The 14159-nt window shown below is 73.8% G+C and carries 15 protein-coding genes; 4 read left to right on the top strand and 11 right to left on the bottom strand.

Going from position 1 to position 14159, the window contains the following annotated elements:
- Positions 1-8 precede the first annotated feature (8 nt).
- From tsaD to tsaB, 3 genes are read right to left on the bottom strand one after another with little or no spacing between them, the layout of a single operon-like run.
- Entirely contained in the window at positions 9-1055 is a 1047-nt protein-coding gene (gene tsaD / locus ACIBD9_RS13820) for a tRNA (adenosine(37)-N6)-threonylcarbamoyltransferase complex transferase subunit TsaD (RefSeq protein ID WP_396717441.1), read from the bottom strand.
- Complete coding sequence (gene rimI / locus ACIBD9_RS13825) at positions 1048-1530, bottom strand: ribosomal protein S18-alanine N-acetyltransferase (protein WP_396717444.1); 483 nt, start codon at positions 1528-1530, stop codon at positions 1048-1050. Before rimI ends, tsaD begins: the two co-directional genes overlap by 8 nt.
- Complete coding sequence (gene tsaB / locus ACIBD9_RS13830) at positions 1527-2204, bottom strand: tRNA (adenosine(37)-N6)-threonylcarbamoyltransferase complex dimerization subunit type 1 TsaB (RefSeq protein WP_366633394.1); 678 nt, start codon at positions 2202-2204, stop codon at positions 1527-1529. Before tsaB ends, rimI begins: the two co-directional genes overlap by 4 nt.
- Positions 2205-2647: 443 nt before the next feature.
- Here tsaB and ACIBD9_RS13835 point away from each other — a divergent pair, with 443 nt between their 5' ends.
- Complete coding sequence (locus ACIBD9_RS13835) at positions 2648-3352, top strand: helix-turn-helix domain-containing protein (RefSeq protein ID WP_396717447.1); 705 nt, start codon at positions 2648-2650, stop codon at positions 3350-3352.
- A 43-nt stretch (positions 3353-3395) separates the two neighbouring features.
- On the opposite strand, the gene ung is transcribed toward ACIBD9_RS13835, so the two are convergent.
- The 7 genes from ung to ACIBD9_RS13870 all read right to left on the bottom strand — a co-directional run bounded on the left by ung (position 3396) and on the right by ACIBD9_RS13870 (position 9079).
- Positions 3396-4097, bottom strand: coding sequence for a uracil-DNA glycosylase (gene ung / locus ACIBD9_RS13840; RefSeq protein ID WP_396717450.1), 702 nt, complete (start codon positions 4095-4097; stop codon positions 3396-3398).
- Between the two features lie 65 nt (positions 4098-4162).
- A complete protein-coding gene (tsaE, locus tag ACIBD9_RS13845; RefSeq protein WP_112584898.1) occupies positions 4163-4645 on the bottom strand; it encodes a tRNA (adenosine(37)-N6)-threonylcarbamoyltransferase complex ATPase subunit type 1 TsaE in 483 nt (160 codons plus the stop codon).
- Positions 4642-5745, bottom strand: coding sequence for an alpha/beta fold hydrolase (locus tag ACIBD9_RS13850; protein WP_396717452.1), 1104 nt, complete (start codon positions 5743-5745; stop codon positions 4642-4644). Before ACIBD9_RS13850 ends, tsaE begins: the two co-directional genes overlap by 4 nt.
- A 55-nt stretch (positions 5746-5800) precedes the next feature.
- A complete protein-coding gene (alr, locus tag ACIBD9_RS13855) occupies positions 5801-6919 on the bottom strand; it encodes an alanine racemase (RefSeq protein ID WP_396717455.1) in 1119 nt (372 codons plus the stop codon).
- A 90-nt stretch (positions 6920-7009) separates the two neighbouring features.
- Positions 7010-8479, bottom strand: a complete 1470-nt coding sequence (locus ACIBD9_RS13860; RefSeq protein WP_396717458.1) for an NAD(P)H-hydrate dehydratase — start codon at positions 8477-8479, stop codon at positions 7010-7012.
- Between the two features lie 55 nt (positions 8480-8534).
- Complete coding sequence (locus ACIBD9_RS13865) at positions 8535-8903, bottom strand: holo-ACP synthase (RefSeq protein ID WP_396717461.1); 369 nt, start codon at positions 8901-8903, stop codon at positions 8535-8537.
- A gap of 32 nt (positions 8904-8935) precedes the next feature.
- Complete coding sequence (locus tag ACIBD9_RS13870) at positions 8936-9079, bottom strand: hypothetical protein (protein WP_396717463.1); 144 nt, start codon at positions 9077-9079, stop codon at positions 8936-8938.
- Here ACIBD9_RS13870 and ACIBD9_RS13875 point away from each other — a divergent pair.
- The gene (locus tag ACIBD9_RS13875) at positions 9078-9374 is read left to right on the top strand and encodes a hypothetical protein (protein ID WP_396717465.1); all 297 of its coding nucleotides are present in this window, start codon (positions 9078-9080) and stop codon (positions 9372-9374) included. The two genes, ACIBD9_RS13870 and ACIBD9_RS13875, sit on opposite strands and share 2 nt — an antisense overlap.
- Positions 9371-10963: an alpha/beta hydrolase gene (locus tag ACIBD9_RS13880; protein ID WP_396717468.1), complete on the top strand. Its 1593-nt coding sequence runs from the start codon at positions 9371-9373 to the stop codon at positions 10961-10963. Before ACIBD9_RS13875 ends, ACIBD9_RS13880 begins: the two co-directional genes overlap by 4 nt.
- Before the next feature lie 3 nt (positions 10964-10966).
- Here the strand turns inward: ACIBD9_RS13880 and glmS are convergent, their stop codons facing one another.
- Positions 10967-12880, bottom strand: a complete 1914-nt coding sequence (glmS, locus tag ACIBD9_RS13885; protein ID WP_396717470.1) for a glutamine--fructose-6-phosphate transaminase (isomerizing) — start codon at positions 12878-12880, stop codon at positions 10967-10969.
- A 739-nt stretch (positions 12881-13619) separates the two neighbouring features.
- Here glmS and ACIBD9_RS13890 point away from each other — a divergent pair.
- Positions 13620-14120: an MmpS family transport accessory protein gene (locus ACIBD9_RS13890; RefSeq protein WP_396717473.1), complete on the top strand. Its 501-nt coding sequence runs from the start codon at positions 13620-13622 to the stop codon at positions 14118-14120.
- Positions 14121-14159: the final 39 nt, after the last annotated feature.

The following is a 14159-nucleotide window of genomic DNA, read 5'->3' on the forward strand; positions in this document are numbered from 1 at the left end:
CGCGCCCGTCACACGCTGACCGTGGTCAACGGCAGTGCCGAGTCGGCTGGCAGGTCCAGTCGGCTCGGAGCGACCCCGGCGGCGACCAGGTGCGAACCGAGCGCGGCCACCATCGCGCCGTTGTCGGTGCACAGCTTCGGCCGGGGTACCCGGACCTGGATGCCGTACTTCTCGGCTCGCTGCTCGGCCATCGCCCGCAGCCGCGAGTTCGCCGCCACTCCCCCGCCGATGACCAGGGTCTCGATGCCCTGCGCGCGGCACGCGGCAAGCGCCTTGCTGGTCAGTACGTCACAGACCGCCTCCTGGAAGGACGCGGCCACGTCGGCCACCGGCACCGTCTCGCCGGCACGCTGACGGGCCTCGACCCACCGCGCCACCGCCGTCTTCAGGCCCGAGAACGAGAAGTCGTACCGGTGGGCGGCCAGGTCCTTCGCGGCGGTCAGGCCGCGGGGGAAGGCGATGGAGGCGGCATCGCCGGCCCGGGCCTCCCGGTCGATGGGCGGACCACCCGGGAACGGCAGTCCGAGTAGCCGGGCGACCTTGTCGAACGCTTCCCCGGCCGCGTCGTCGATGGTGGCGCCCAGTGGGGTGACACCCCGGGCCAGGTCGTCGACGAGCAGGAGGGACGAGTGGCCGCCGGACACCAGGAGCGCGATGGCGGGTTCGGGCAGTGGGCCGTGCTCAAGGGTGTCCACCGCGACGTGGGCGGCGAGGTGGTTGACGCCGTAGATGGGTTTCTCGGCGGCGACCGCGTACCCCTTGGCGGCGGCGACGCCGACCAGCAGCGCGCCGGCCAGCCCCGGCCCGGAGGTGACCGCGATCGCGTCGATGTCGGCCAGCGGGACGCCGGCCTCGGTCAGTGCCCGGTCCATGGTCGGCACGATGGCCTCCAGGTGTGCCCGGCTGGCCACCTCCGGGACCACACCCCCGAACCGGGCGTGTTCCTCGACGCTGGAGGCGAGCGCGTCGGCCAGCAGGGTGTGCCCCCGCACGATGCCGACGCCGGTCTCGTCGCAGGAGGTCTCGATTCCCAGGATCAGTGGTTCGTCAGCCATGGTCGTGTGGTCCGTCTCCGGTCGGCTCGGCGTCGCGCCGCATGACCAGCGCGTCGGTGTTGCTCGGTTGGTAGTAGCCGCGCCGTACCCCGACCGGCTCGAACCCATACGTCGCGTAGAGCCGCTGGGCCGCGGCGTTGTCCACGGCGACCTCCAGCAGGGTGCTGCGGGCGTCGCGCCGGACCGCCTCGGCGAGCAACTCCTCCAGCAGGGCGCGGCCCACGCCGCGCCGCTGGGCGTCCCGGCGGACGGCGATGTTCTGCACCCACACCTCGTCCGGCGGAACGCCGGCGAGCCCGGCGTAGCCGAGCAGTGAGCCGTCCGCGTCGACGGCGACCCGGTAGTGGTGTCCGTTGGCGAGTTCGCTCCAGAACATGGCGGGCGACCACTTTTCGGCGCCGAAGAGGTCCGCCTCGATCGGCAGCACGTCGTCGATGTGCCACCAGCGGAACGGTTCGAGCCGTACCGCCGTCATGGCAGGACCGGTTTGCGGCCGGTCGCCGCCACCGCGTCGGGGCGGCGCAGGTAGAGCGGGGTGAGCCGCTCACTGGACGCGCCCGCCCGGATCCGCTCGGCGGCGAGCAGCGCCAGCACGGTCGCGTCCGGGTAGCGCGGCTCGACCCGAACGGGCAGGTCCAGAACCTCGGCGTACCGGTGCGCCCCGTCACCGACCGCGATCGTCGCGCCCAGTTCACGGGCGCGCGCGGCGGCGACCGCCGGCGCGGACACCTCGGGCCCGACGATCCGCTGGCCGGCGCCGTCGTAGACGGCCCAGTAGAGCTCCTTGCGTCGGGCATCGCTGGCGGCCAGGACCGGCGCGCCGGACGCCGCCGGGTAGCCGATGGCGTCCAGCGAACAGACGCCGTACGTGGGGATGCCGAGCACCTGACCCATTGTCGCGGCGGTGACCAGGCCGACCCGCAGCCCGGTGAACGGCCCCGGGCCGAGCCCGGCGACGATGGCGGTCAGGTCACGCGGGCGCGCGTCGGCGTCGGCGAGGACCGCGTCCACCTGGGGCGCGAGCAGCTCACCGTGCGCGCGGGCGTCGACCGTGCACCGGTGCGCCCGCGACGCCACGCCGTCTGCCGAGACCTCTACCAGCGCCGCGGTGACCGCGGGGGTCGAGCTGTCCACCACGAGTACGAGCACGGTAAGCCAGCCTAGCCGCCCCGCCCCGCGCCCCGGTCACGCCCCGCCACTACCCCGCGGGGGCGGCAGCCCGCAGGAGCCGCCCGCACGACGCCGTCGCGTGGTCCGACCCGCGGCACGGCCCTACCTGCGGCGGCCCGACCTGCCAGGGCGGCACGACCGACCACCCGCCCGACCCGGCGGGCGGCCCCACCCAGCAGGCGGCCCCACCCGAAGAGGCGAGGGGCGACATCCCCCAGTGAGCGGTATACCTGTGAGTCATATTTATGACTCACAGGTATACCGCTCATCAGAGAATGGCCCCGGTCGCCGGTGGCACGGGGTGGCGCGTCACCCGGGGGCCGGCACGTCACCCGCGGGCCTGTGGGGCCGGGATGAAGACCGTCAGTCGCGAATCCGCCTCAGCGGTTTCCGCCATGGCCGGCATGGGCGAGCATCCCGGGATGCCATCCACTCGTCTCACCGGTCTACTCGGCGCTGCCATCCGTCAGCAACGGCAGTCGCGCGAGCTGAGCCAGTGTGAGTTGGCCGAGTTGGCCGGAGTCAGCCAGGCGACGGTCGCCCGGATCGAAGGCGGCGATCGAGCACCCAGCATCGCCGTGCTGGAGCGGTTGCTCGCAGCGATGGATGTGCAGTTGGTCATCGGGGTTGAGCCGTTGGACGCGCACCTCGACGCCCGGATCGACGGCTTGGCCGCCCGGCCGATCGCCGAGCGAATCGACGGGCTGGGGTTGGATCGGCTGCTGGATCGGCTCACCGATTTCCCGCAGGTGATCACCGGATGCGCCGCGGCGCTGCTGCAGGGCGCACCGGTGCCGGTCGACGCCCTGGAGATCGCCCTGCGCTGGCAGGACGCCAAGCTGTTCACCCGCTGGCTGGAGACGAACTACGGTCAGCGGTGGAACGCCCGCTGGGGTGAGTTCGGCGGGGTGTGGTTGGAGCCCGAAGAGCCGGGCGAACACCTGTGGTCGACCCGGTACGGGGAAATCAGGGCCACCATGTGCGACGAGCTGCCCGAGACGATCGAGGTGCGCCACGGTGGGCGGAGTTACCAGGTGGTGCCGCTCGTCGAGCTGGAACTGAGCGAGCCACGCGCCGCCGAGTTGCTGCGCCGCTACCGGGACCGGCAGCTGGCCAGCGACGGCTGAGCCAGTGCCGGTCCAGACCAGCAGCAGGACGTCGATGACCGGCTCAGCCGGCGGTGCGCTCCCAGTCGATGGTGGGCAGGCCGGCGTCGGCCAGTGCCTTGTTGGCGGCGCTGAACGGGCGACTGCCGAGGAAGCCACGCGGGTTCATCGGGCTGGGGTGACCCGCCTCCAGTACCACGTGCTGCGAATTGGTGACCAGCGCGGCCTTCTTACGGGCGTAGCCACCCCAGAGCAGGAAGACCACCCGGTCCGGTGCCGCGTCCAGTGCGCGGATGGTGGCATCGGTGAACTCTTCCCAGCCTGCGTTGGCGTGCGAGCCCGGGGTGGCCTGACGGACGGTCAGCACCGCGTTGAGCAGCAGCACACCCTGGGCGGCCCAACCGTCGAGGTTGCCGCTGCGTGGCTTGGGGACGCCCACGTCCTCGCCCAACTCCTTGAAGACGTTGCGCAACGACGGGGGCACCGTCACACCGTCACGAACGCTGAAGCTCAGCCCGTGTGCCTGCCCGGCCCGGTGGTAGGGATCCTGCCCGAGGATGAGCACCCGGGTGCCCTGCGGCGGGCAGAGCCGGTATGCCGAGAACAGGTCCTCCAGCGGCGGGAAGACGGTCTGCGTCGCGTATTCCCGGGCGACGAACTCGCCCAGCGCGGCGGTGCGTGCCGGGTCGAGGTGCGGGGTGAGCACGGCACGCCACTGCTCCGGCAGGAGGGCCAGCAGATCCAGGGCGGGAGCGTCGTCGGGCATCGGAAACCTCTCACAGCGCGGGTCGGTCCCCCGCACTCTAGGCATCGGGTACGACAGCCGCCGACCTAGCCAAGGTCGGCGAGCCGCCGGGCCCAGTCGCCGCCGATCGGGTCCAGCTCGACGATGCGGGTGTCGTCGTCGCGGCGGTCGATGCGAACCCGCAGGTGCGCGTCCACCAACTGCTCGACCAGGCCCTCGCCCCACTCGACAACGGTCACCGAGTCGTCCACCGACGCGTCGAGGTCCAGGTCGTCGATCTCGGCACGCGGGTCGGTGGCGTCACCCAACCGGTACGCGTCGGCGTGCACCAGTGCCACCCGGCCGCCCCGGGCCGGGTCGGGGCGGTGCACCCGGGCGATCACGAAGGTCGGCGAGGTGATGTCCCCGAGGACGCCGAGCCCGGCGCCGATGCCCTGGGTGAGCGCGGTCTTGCCGGCGCCCAGCGGGCCGGTCAACAGCACCAGGTCGCCGGCGCGCAGCAGCCCGGCCAACCGACGGCCGAAGTCCCGAGTGTCCTCGACGGTAGGCAGCTTGACGACGTGACTCACCGATCCTCCACGCTCTGCAATGACTCCAGGAACCGCGCCAGCGCGGCGTTGACCTCGTCCGCGTGCTCCAACATGACCACATGGCCGCTGTCCTTGATCTTCACGAACTCGGCGTGCGGCAACCGGCGGACGATCTCCTCGGAGTGGGTCACCGGAGTGATCATGTCCTTGTCGCCGACCACCACCAGCACCGGAGTCGCCGCCAGCGCCGCCAGCGCCGGAAAGCGCGAGTGGGTGGCCAGGGTCCGCAGGTAGCGGGTCACCGTGTCGGCCGACGTCCGGGAGTTCATCGTCTCCACGTAGGACACCAGCGACGGGCTGGGCTTGCGGGTGCCGAAGCCGTACTTGCGGGTCAACAGCCAGGCCACGTTCGACGTCGACTTGCGGGCCTTGTCGATCACCGGCCCGCCGTACCGGGTGGCGTTGCTGACCATGTAGAGCACCGGGCCACCGACCCGTCCGAGCAGCGCGGGCGCGACCAGCTTGGTCTCCGCGATGAGCCCGCCCGACGTGGCCATCAGGACGGTGCCCACCACCCGGTCACCGAACAGCTCCGGGAACAGCTCGGCGAACGCCATGATGGTCATGCCGCCCATCGAGTGGCCGACCAGCACCAGCGGCCCGTCCGGGGCGGTGCGGTCGATCACCTGGCGCAGCGTCCGGCCGAGCACCGTGAGGTCGTACTCCCCGGTCTCCAGCCGGCCGGACCGGCCGTGACCGGGCTGGTCGTACGCCACGATGCGGTAGTCGCCGCGGGCGGCGAGCATCTGGCGCTGGAAGTGGAACGTCCCCATGTCCAGGCAGAAGCCGTGCACCAGCACCACCGTCGGGCGCCCCGGAACCGGTCTGGTCGGCTCGACCACCTCGACGTGGATGTCCGTGCCGTCCGGCAGTTCCAGGCGGAACGCCTCGTCGTACCGCTGCCGGTCGAACGTCTCGTGCGCGTAGCGGTCGGCCGGGTCGGCCTTGAGTCGGCGGACCAAGGTCCGCTCGGTCGCGACCCCGGCCGCCAGACCCGCTGCGGCCACCCCGACCGCCGCGCCGACGATGCCCGCGACGCGGCCCGCGGCCGTGCGTGGACGCGGAATGCGGTAACTCACGGCGCCACCTTGGTTCGCGACTGCGGGGCTCGCAACCCCGGCTCACTCCTCACGCTCACGGTTTCTCGCCGTCGTAGACCCGGGGCACCCGCGTGCCGCCGAACCGGGTGACGATCTCGTAGTTGATCGTGCCCACGGCCTCGGCCCAGTCGTCCGCGGTCGGCTCGCCATCGGCACCGCTACCGAACAGCGTCGCCACGTCGCCGTCGGCCACCGGGTCGTCGCCGCAGTCGAGCACGAACTGGTCCATGCAGACCCGCCCCGAGATCGTCCGGCGTACGCCGCCGAGCTGCACCGGCCCGGTATTGGACGCGTGCCGGGGAACCCCGTCGGCGTAGCCGAGCGGCACCACGGCCAGGTTCGCGTCGGCTTCCGTCGTGTAGGCGTGCCCGTAGGAGATGCCGGTGCCGGCGGGCACCCGCTTGGTGAGCATCACCCGGGCGCGGGCGGTCATCGCCGGCCGCAACCCGTACGTCTCGCCGGCCACCGGGGAGAGCCCGTAGATGGCCAGGCCCGGGCGGACAAGGTCGAAGTGGGTGTCCGGGCGGGTCAGGGTGGCGGCCGAGTTGGCGAGGTGCCGCCAGCGCGGTCGCAGCCCGGCCCGCTCGGCCATGGCCAGCCCCTCGTGGAAGACGGCCAGTTGACGGTCGGTGGTGGGGTGGCCGGGCGAGTCCGCGTACACGAAGTGGCTCCACACGCCGACCACCTCGATCAGGCCGTCGGCCTGGGCCTTCCCGGCGGCGTCCAGCAGCGCGGGCCAGTCGGCGACTGTCGCACCGCCCCGGGACAACCCCGTATCGATCTTGAGATGCAGGCGGGCGGGGCGCCCGGCGAGGCGACTCGCCTCGATCATCTCGTCGAGTTGCGCCAGACTGGCCGCGCCCAGGTCCACCCCGGCGCCGACCCCCTCGTGCAGCGGCAACCCGGGGGCGAGCAGCCAGGCCAGCACCGGCACGGTCACCCCGGCCCGGCGCAGCGTGAGCGCCTCGTCGAGGGTGCAGACGCCGAGCCAGTCCGCGCCGGCGTCGAGCGCCGCGCGGGCGGCCGGAAGCATGCCGTGGCCGTACCCGTCGGCCTTCACCACCGCCATCAGCTCGGCGGTGGTGCCGGAGCGGAGCCTGCTCACGTTCTCGCGGATGGCGTCAAGATCGACGCGTACCTCGGCCTGCCACATGCGCCCAGCCTACTTTCCGCCGTGATCACCGCGGGCGGCGACGCACGTCCCGACGCGGCGATCCGGCCACCGCACCCGGAACCGACCCGTTCAGCCCAGCCGGGCCAGCACGGGACGCAACGCGGTCGCCACGTCGGGCGCGGTCACCGGCCCGCCCCGGGCCGCCTCCCGCCCGGCGAGCCCATGCAGGTACGCGGCCGAGGCGGCGGCCCGATCGGCGGGTACCCCGGCCGCCAGCAGGGAGCCGAGCAGCCCGGCCAACACGTCGCCGGTGCCGCCGGTGGCCAGCGCCGGGGTGCCGGTCGGGTTGACGTACGCCCGACCGTCCGGCGTGCCGATCACCGTGCGGTCGCCCTTGAGCAGCACCACGGCGTTCATCCAGGCGGCCAGCCGCAGCGCGGCGCCGACCCGGTCGGCGCCCGGTTCCTCCCCGCAGAGACGGGTGAACTCCCGGTCGTGCGGGGTGACCACGATGGGCGCGTCCCGACCCCGCAGCCGATCGGCGAGCGAGCCGTCCACCAGCAGGGTCAGGGCGTCGGCGTCGAGGACCACAGGCACCGGGGCGGCGAGTACGGCACGCAGCTCGGCAGCCGCGTCGGCGCCGGTGCCCAACCCGGAGCCGCAGACCCAGGCCTGCACCCGGCCCGCGTCGGCGACCCGCCCACTGGCGATGACCGAGGGGTGCTGCTGCAGCACCTCGGCGCGGGCGCCGCCGGCGTAGCGGACCAGACCGGTCGGCCCGGCCAGGGCGCCGCCCACGGAGAGCACCGCCGCACCGGGGTAGGTCGCCGAGCCGGTCGCCACCCCCACCACGCCCCGGGTGTACTTCTCCGACGCCGGGCCCAGCTGGGGCCACCAGTCGACCAGGTCGGACCACTCGGTGACCCGCAACGCCGGGGTGCCGCGCAGCCACGGCCGCAGCCCGATGTCGACCAGCTCGACGTGCCCGGCCAGCGCGGCGGCCGGCCCGACCACCAGGGCGGGCTTCAGCGCGCCGAAGGCCACCGTCACGTCGGCGCGGACCGCGACGGGCCGACCGGACGCGGACAGCGGCACGTTACCGGTGTCGACCGCGACCCCGCTGGGCACGTCGACCGCCAGCACGGTGGCCCGCGCCCCGTCGCGTCCGCGCAGTTCGCCGAGGCGCTGGACCACCTCGTCGGCGTTCGCCCGCAGCCCGCCGGTGCCACCGATGCCGACGATGCCGTCGAGGACCAGGTCGACCGGGCCGGCCGGTGCGGGCACCAGCCGGCCGCCAGCGGCTCGCAGCGCGGCCAGGCCGGCGGCGTGCGCCCGCCCGGGGGTGAGCAGCAGGGCGGACACCTGGACGCCCCGGCGGGCCAACCGCTCCCCCGCGTACAGCGCGTCGCCGCCGTTGTCACCGGAACCGACCAGCAGCAGCACCCGGCCCCCGTAGACGCCGCCCCGCTCGGCGAGCAGGAGCGCGGCGCGGCGGGCCAGGCCGGCGGCGGCCCGCTGCATCAGCGTCCCGTCCGGCAGCGTGCCCATCAACCCCGCCTCGGCCGCCCGTACGTCGGCCACCCGCCACACCGTTCTCATGCCACCGTGTCCCATTCCGTTCGCGGGCGGACCTGATCGGCCCTCCCGGCCGACGTCATCGTTCCGCGACCACCATCGCCGACGCGATCCCGCCGTCGTGCGACAACGAGAGATGCCAGTGGTTGACCCCACGCACGTCGGCCACCGCCGCGACCGTGCCGGAGACGGCCAGCCAGGGGCGGCCATCCGGGTCGGGCACGATCTGGCAGTCGTGCCAGCGCAGCCCGGCCGGAGCGCCGAGCGCCTTGGCCACCGCCTCCTTGGCGGCGAACCGGGCGGCGAGCGACTCGGGCGAGCGCGGGCTGCCGGAACGGGTGTGCCGCTCGGCCTCCGTGAAGAGCCGGTCGGCGAGCAGCGGCGTCCGGGCCAGGGCCCGGGCGAACCGGTCGACCAGGACGACGTCGATGCCGACAGCGACGATCACCACACCACCCTACCGGCGGTCGAGGCCGCAGATTAGCCGTCGGGCCCGCGCTGGGCAACGCCTGTGGACACCCCGGGGTACGCCTCGACGTCGGCTGTCCACAGGGCACCGCGCCACCTCCGGTACGCGCCTAGCGTCAGCGCGTCGATGCCGATCGTCCACGGGGGTGTGGTCATGACCGACGAGCCGTTCGCCGTCCGACCGGAGGAGTTGCGGGCGGTCGCCGTCCTGCTCGACGACGAGGCGCGCCGGTTGGCGCTGGGCCTCGCGGGGTCGCCCGGGCTGGTGGTGGCGGCGCCCGAGTGGCGAGCGGGCGCGGCCCTGGCCGGGTTGGAGGCGGCCGGGCACGCCTGGTTCTGCCGGCTGGGCGCCCGGGTCGCGGCGACCTCCGGCGGGGTCCGGGCGGCGACCGAGGCGTACGAGACGGTGGACGACCGGGCCGCCGACCGGTTCGCCGCCCTGCCCCGGTGAGCAGCGTCGGCTACCGGCAGCTGTGGGCTGTCGATCCGGACGGGTGGCGGGCCGCCGGGGCGGCGTGGGCGGGGTTGACCGGGCCACTCGACCGGCGGGTCGGCGGGCTGCGCGCGGCCGGCGGGCGGTTGCGGGGCGGTTGGTCGGGCACGGCAGCCACGGCGGCGGACACTCGACTCGCCGGTCTCCGTGACGAGCTGGCCTCGGTCGCACCCGCGCTGATCGAGGTCGACCAGGTGCTGGCCGAGTTGGCCGGCCGGCTGACGGTGGCGAAGGCACGGCTCGCTGAGGCGGTCGCCCAGGCCGATGCGGCCGGCCTGCTGGTGGACCGCTCGGGCGGGGTGCGGGTGGATCCCGCCCGGGTTCGGCCCACCGACCTGGCCAGCCTCTCAGCGGCAGGGGTGGCCGCGGCCCTGCGGGCCGCGCTCGACGGGGCAGCGGCGGCGGACCGGGTCGCCGCCGACCGGTTGGATGACCTGGCGAGGGCCGCCGGCACCGGCTGGGCGTCCCCGCCCCCGCCGGGCCGACCGGCCCCCGGTGCCGCGCCCGCGCTGGTCAGCGCCTGGTGGTCCGGGTTGACCCCGGCGCAGCGACGGTGGCTGGTCGGGCGCGAGCCGGCCCTGGTCGGCCGGTTGGACGGGGTGCCGGTGGCCGCCCGCGACCAGGCCAACCGGTTACGGCTCGACGTCTGGCGTGCGGAGTTGCTGGCCGAGCGGCGACGGCTGCTGTCCCGGGTGCCGCCGGGGCCGCTCACGTCGATCCGGTTACGCGGGGTGGCCGGGCGGTTGGCCGGCCTGGACGCGCTGATCGGGCGGCTGACGACCGGCGGGGCGCCCCGGGCGTACCTGCTCGGGTTGGATCCGGCCGGTGAGGGCCGGGCGGTGGTGGCGCTCGGCGACCCGGACCACGCCGACCGGGTGCTGACCTACGTGCCGGGGATGACCGCCGGCCTGGACGACGCCACCGGCGAGTTGGGCCGAGCGGCCCGGGTGCTGGACCGGTGCGCCGCGCTCGCCCCGGGTGAGCGCAGCGCGGCGGTGCTCTGGTTGGACTACGACGCGCCGGATTTCCTGACCGAGGCCGCCTCGGCGAGCCAGGCCCGGGACGCCGGCCCGGCGTTGCACCGCTTCCAGGAGGGGCTGCGCGCCAGCCACGAGGGGCCACCGGCGCGGCACACCGTGCTCGGGCACAGCTACGGGTCGCTGGTGGTGGGGGTGGCCGCCCGGGAGCACGGCCTGGCCGCCGACGCGCTGGTCTTCGTCGGCTCCCCCGGTGTCGGCGCGTCGCACGCCGCCGAGCTGGGCGTGCCGCCCGGGGAGGTCTGGGCGAGCAGCGCCCCCGACGACGTGATCCGGGCCGCCCAGCCAGCGGACGAGCTGGGCCGACGGGCCCTGCTGCGGACGGCTCCGCTGGCCGCCGTGCTGGGCTGGCCGGGCCAGACCGGGCACGAGCTGTGGTTCGGGCACGACCCGTCGGACCCCGGGTTCGGCGGTCGGGTCTTCGGCAGTGGGCGAGGCGGGCACACCGGTTACTGGGACCCGGGCAATCCCGCGCTGGACGGGATGGCCCGGGTCGTACTGGGCCGCTGAGGCTTACTCGACGGTCACCGACTTGGCCAGGTTGCGGGGCTGGTCCACGTCGTGCCCCCGGGCGGCGGCGATCTCGGCGGCGAGCACCTGCAACGGCACCGTGGTGACGAGCGGGGCCAGCAGGGTGGGCGTACGCGGCACGTAGATCAGGTGATCGGCGTACCGGACGACGGCCTCGTCACCCTCCTCCGCGATGACGATGGTCCGCGCGCCACGAGCCCGGACCTCCTGGATGTTGGAGACGACCTTGTCGTGCAGCATGCCCCGGCCCACCGGCGAGGGCACCACGCAGATGACCGGGGTGCCCTTGTCGATCAGGGCGATCGGGCCGTGCTTCAGCTCACCGGCGGCGAAGCCCTCGGCGTGCATGTACGCCAGCTCCTTGAGTTTCAGCGCGCCCTCCAGGGCCACCGGGTAGCCGACGTGCCGGCCGATGAACAGCACCGTCGGCTCGGACTTCAGCTCCCGGGCCAGCTCGCGGACGGGCTCGATCCGGTCGAGCAGCTCACGCAGCTTGCCCGGAATCTCCTGCAACTGCGCGACCACCGCGCCCACCTCGTCGGCGAACTTGATCCCGCGCACCTGGGCCAGGTGCAGGCCGATCAGGTAGCAGGCGACGACCTGGGTGAGGAACGCCTTGGTGGAGGCGACGGCGATCTCCGGCCCACCGTGGGTGTAGAGCACGGCGTCGGACTCGCGGGGGATGGTCGAGCCGTTGGTGTTGCAGATCGCCAGCACCCGGGCCTTCTGCTCCTTGGCGTGGCGCAACGCCATCAGCGTGTCCATCGTCTCGCCGGACTGCGAGATCACCACGATCAGCGTGGACCGGTCGAGCACCGGGTCGCGGTAGCGGAACTCGCTGGCCAGCTCCACCTCGCACGGGATCCGGGTCCAGTGCTCGATGGCGTACTTGGCGACCATGCCGGCGTGGTACGCCGTGCCGCAGGCAACGATGAAGATCTTGTCGACGTCGCGCAGATCCTGGTCGCTCAGGCGGACCTCGTCGAGGGCGATCTCACCGCTCTCGGTGAGCCGGCCCAGCAGCGTGTCGGCGATGGCCTGCGGCTGCTCCTCGATCTCCTTGAGCATGAACCAGTCGTAGCCGCCCTTCTCCGCGGCCGAGGAGTCCCAGTCGATGTGGAAGTCCTTGCCGGCGGCGGGCTGGCCCTCGAAGTCGGTGATCTCGATGCTGTCAGCGGTGATCAGCACGATCTGGTCCTGGCCCAGCTCGACCGCTTCCCGGGTGTGCTCGATGAACGCGGCCACGTCGCTGGCCAGGTAGTTTTCCCCGTCGCCGCGGCCGACCACCAGCGGCGAGTTGCGCCGGGCGCCGACGACCGCACCGGGCACGGCGGCGTCCACCGCGAGCAGGGTGAACGCGCCCTCCAGTCGCTGGCAGACCACGCGCATGCCGGCGGCGAGCAGGTGCGGGCTGTCCGGTTGGCCGGCGGCGCGCAGGTCGGCCAGCGCGGCGGCGAGCAGGTGCGCGGCGCACTCGGTGTCGGTGTCGCTGGTGAACTGGACGCCGTCGGCCTCCAGCTCGGCGCGGAGCTTGGCGAAGTTCTCGATGATGCCGTTGTGGATCACCGCGACCCGCCCGTCGGGGGCGACGTGCGGGTGGGCGTTGCGGTCGGTGGGGCCGCCGTGGGTGGCCCACCGGGTGTGCCCGATGCCGGTGGTGCCGTCACCGATGCCGATCGGGCTGGCCGCGCACGAGGTCGGGTCGTCGGCGGCCCGCTCGGACAACACCTTCTCAAGGTTGGCCAGCTTGCCGGCCTTCTTCTCGGTCAGCAGCTGGTCGTCGCAGACGATCGCGACGCCTGCCGAGTCGTAGCCGCGGTATTCCAGCCGCCGCAGCCCGTCGAGGACGATGCCGAGTGCGGGGCGCGCGCCCGCGTATCCCACGATTCCACACATGGCCCGCAGCCTAACCCAGTTTCACTCATGATGGGTGCTCGAAAGTCGGGTTATCAATCACGGAATCTGAGCGATCGGTGGTTGGGAGGCCGCAACCGGGACGAGCTTCGCGGCCCACTCCTGGTCCGCCCCGGACGACGGGGTTGCGGCACGCCTTCGGGTACGACAGTCTCTCGGCGGGTTCGGCGCTCCCGTCCACGGCCCGTTCGTCCCATACCCACTCCCGCCCGGAGCAGCCATGTCCGACGCCCCGTCGCCCGACCCATCTCCCTCGTCCGCTCCGGACCCGGCCTCCTCCGCCTCCCCACCGGATCCGACGGCGCCACCGTCCACGGCTCCGTTTCCACCCCCCGACCCGCTGGCCCCGGGCCAGCCGTGGGCGCCGCCGACCCCATGGACACCGTCGCCGTGGCCGCCACCTCCTCCGGCCGCGCCCTGGCAGCCGGCCCCGCCCGCCACCCAGTGGACGCCCCAGCCGCCCGCGGCGCCGTGGACGCCCGACCAGCAGACGCCCCCGTGGTCGCCCGACGCCTCCGGTCCGCCGTCGGTCGGATCGCCACCGCCAGCGGGGTGGCCCACGCCCGACGGGCAGCCACCGGCCGCTGGCTGGCCGCCGCCCGGCACCGGATGGCCGCCGCCCGGCTATCCGCCGCCGTACGCCTACCCCGGGTATCCGCAGGTTCCCGGCAAGCCGGCCACGAGCAGCGGGCGGGTCGTCGGGATCGTCGTCGCGGTCGTCGTGGCACTCGTCCTACTCGTGTGTGGCTGCCTCTGTGTGGGTGGCCTGTTGCTCGACCGGACCAACCCGGACTCGGTCGGCGAGGAACCGTGGGGCTATTCCGACGACGACGGCTGGACCGCACCGAGTGACGGGCCGCTCATCCCGGAGCGGCCCAGCACCGAACGGCCCAGCGTGGCACCCACCCCCAGCAAGCAGCCGATCATGCGACCGACCTCAGGGCCGGCCCCGGTGACGGTGGTCTACGAGGTCACCGGAACAGGCGCGGTCGACCTCGCGTACTTCGACGCCGAGAGCGACCTCATCCACGTCGACGGCCAGAAGCTGCCTTGGCGCACCACCATCCGCACCAACGGCAAGAGCCGGGTCATGGTGGAGGCCAGGTGGGTCGACGATGAGGGTGAGAAACCGCTCGACTGCACCGTCACGGTCACCGGCGCCGGCAAGCCGGTCGTCAACAAGACTCGGGGATACTGGGCGACCAGTTGCGCGCAGGAGTGAGGCTGGGGTTCTGGCGGCAGGTGGCCGTAGGCTGGCGCA

This window comes from Micromonospora sp. NPDC050784, from assembly GCF_044456765.1.
Lineage (GTDB): Bacteria > Actinomycetota > Actinomycetes > Mycobacteriales > Micromonosporaceae > Micromonospora > Micromonospora foliorum.

Bases quoted from the DNA above. Each gene is read 5' to 3' on its own strand.
- ACIBD9_RS13875 (WP_396717465.1), top strand. From the start codon at position 9,078: ATGACCGACGAGCCGTTCGCCGTCCGACCGGAGGAGTTGCGGGCGGTC.
- ACIBD9_RS13835 (WP_396717447.1), top strand. From the start codon at position 2,648: ATGCCATCCACTCGTCTCACCGGTCTACTCGGCGCTGCCATCCGTCAG.
- ACIBD9_RS13860 (WP_396717458.1), bottom strand. From the start codon at position 8,479: ATGAGAACGGTGTGGCGGGTGGCCGACGTACGGGCGGCCGAGGCGGGG.
- rimI (WP_396717444.1), bottom strand. From the start codon at position 1,530: ATGACGGCGGTACGGCTCGAACCGTTCCGCTGGTGGCACATCGACGAC.
- ACIBD9_RS13870 (WP_396717463.1), bottom strand. From the start codon at position 9,079: ATGACCACACCCCCGTGGACGATCGGCATCGACGCGCTGACGCTAGGC.
- glmS (WP_396717470.1), bottom strand. From the start codon at position 12,880: ATGTGTGGAATCGTGGGATACGCGGGCGCGCGCCCCGCACTCGGCATC.
- tsaD (WP_396717441.1), bottom strand. From the start codon at position 1,055: ATGGCTGACGAACCACTGATCCTGGGAATCGAGACCTCCTGCGACGAG.
- alr (WP_396717455.1), bottom strand. From the start codon at position 6,919: ATGTGGCAGGCCGAGGTACGCGTCGATCTTGACGCCATCCGCGAGAAC.
- ung (WP_396717450.1), bottom strand. From the start codon at position 4,097: ATGCCCGACGACGCTCCCGCCCTGGATCTGCTGGCCCTCCTGCCGGAG.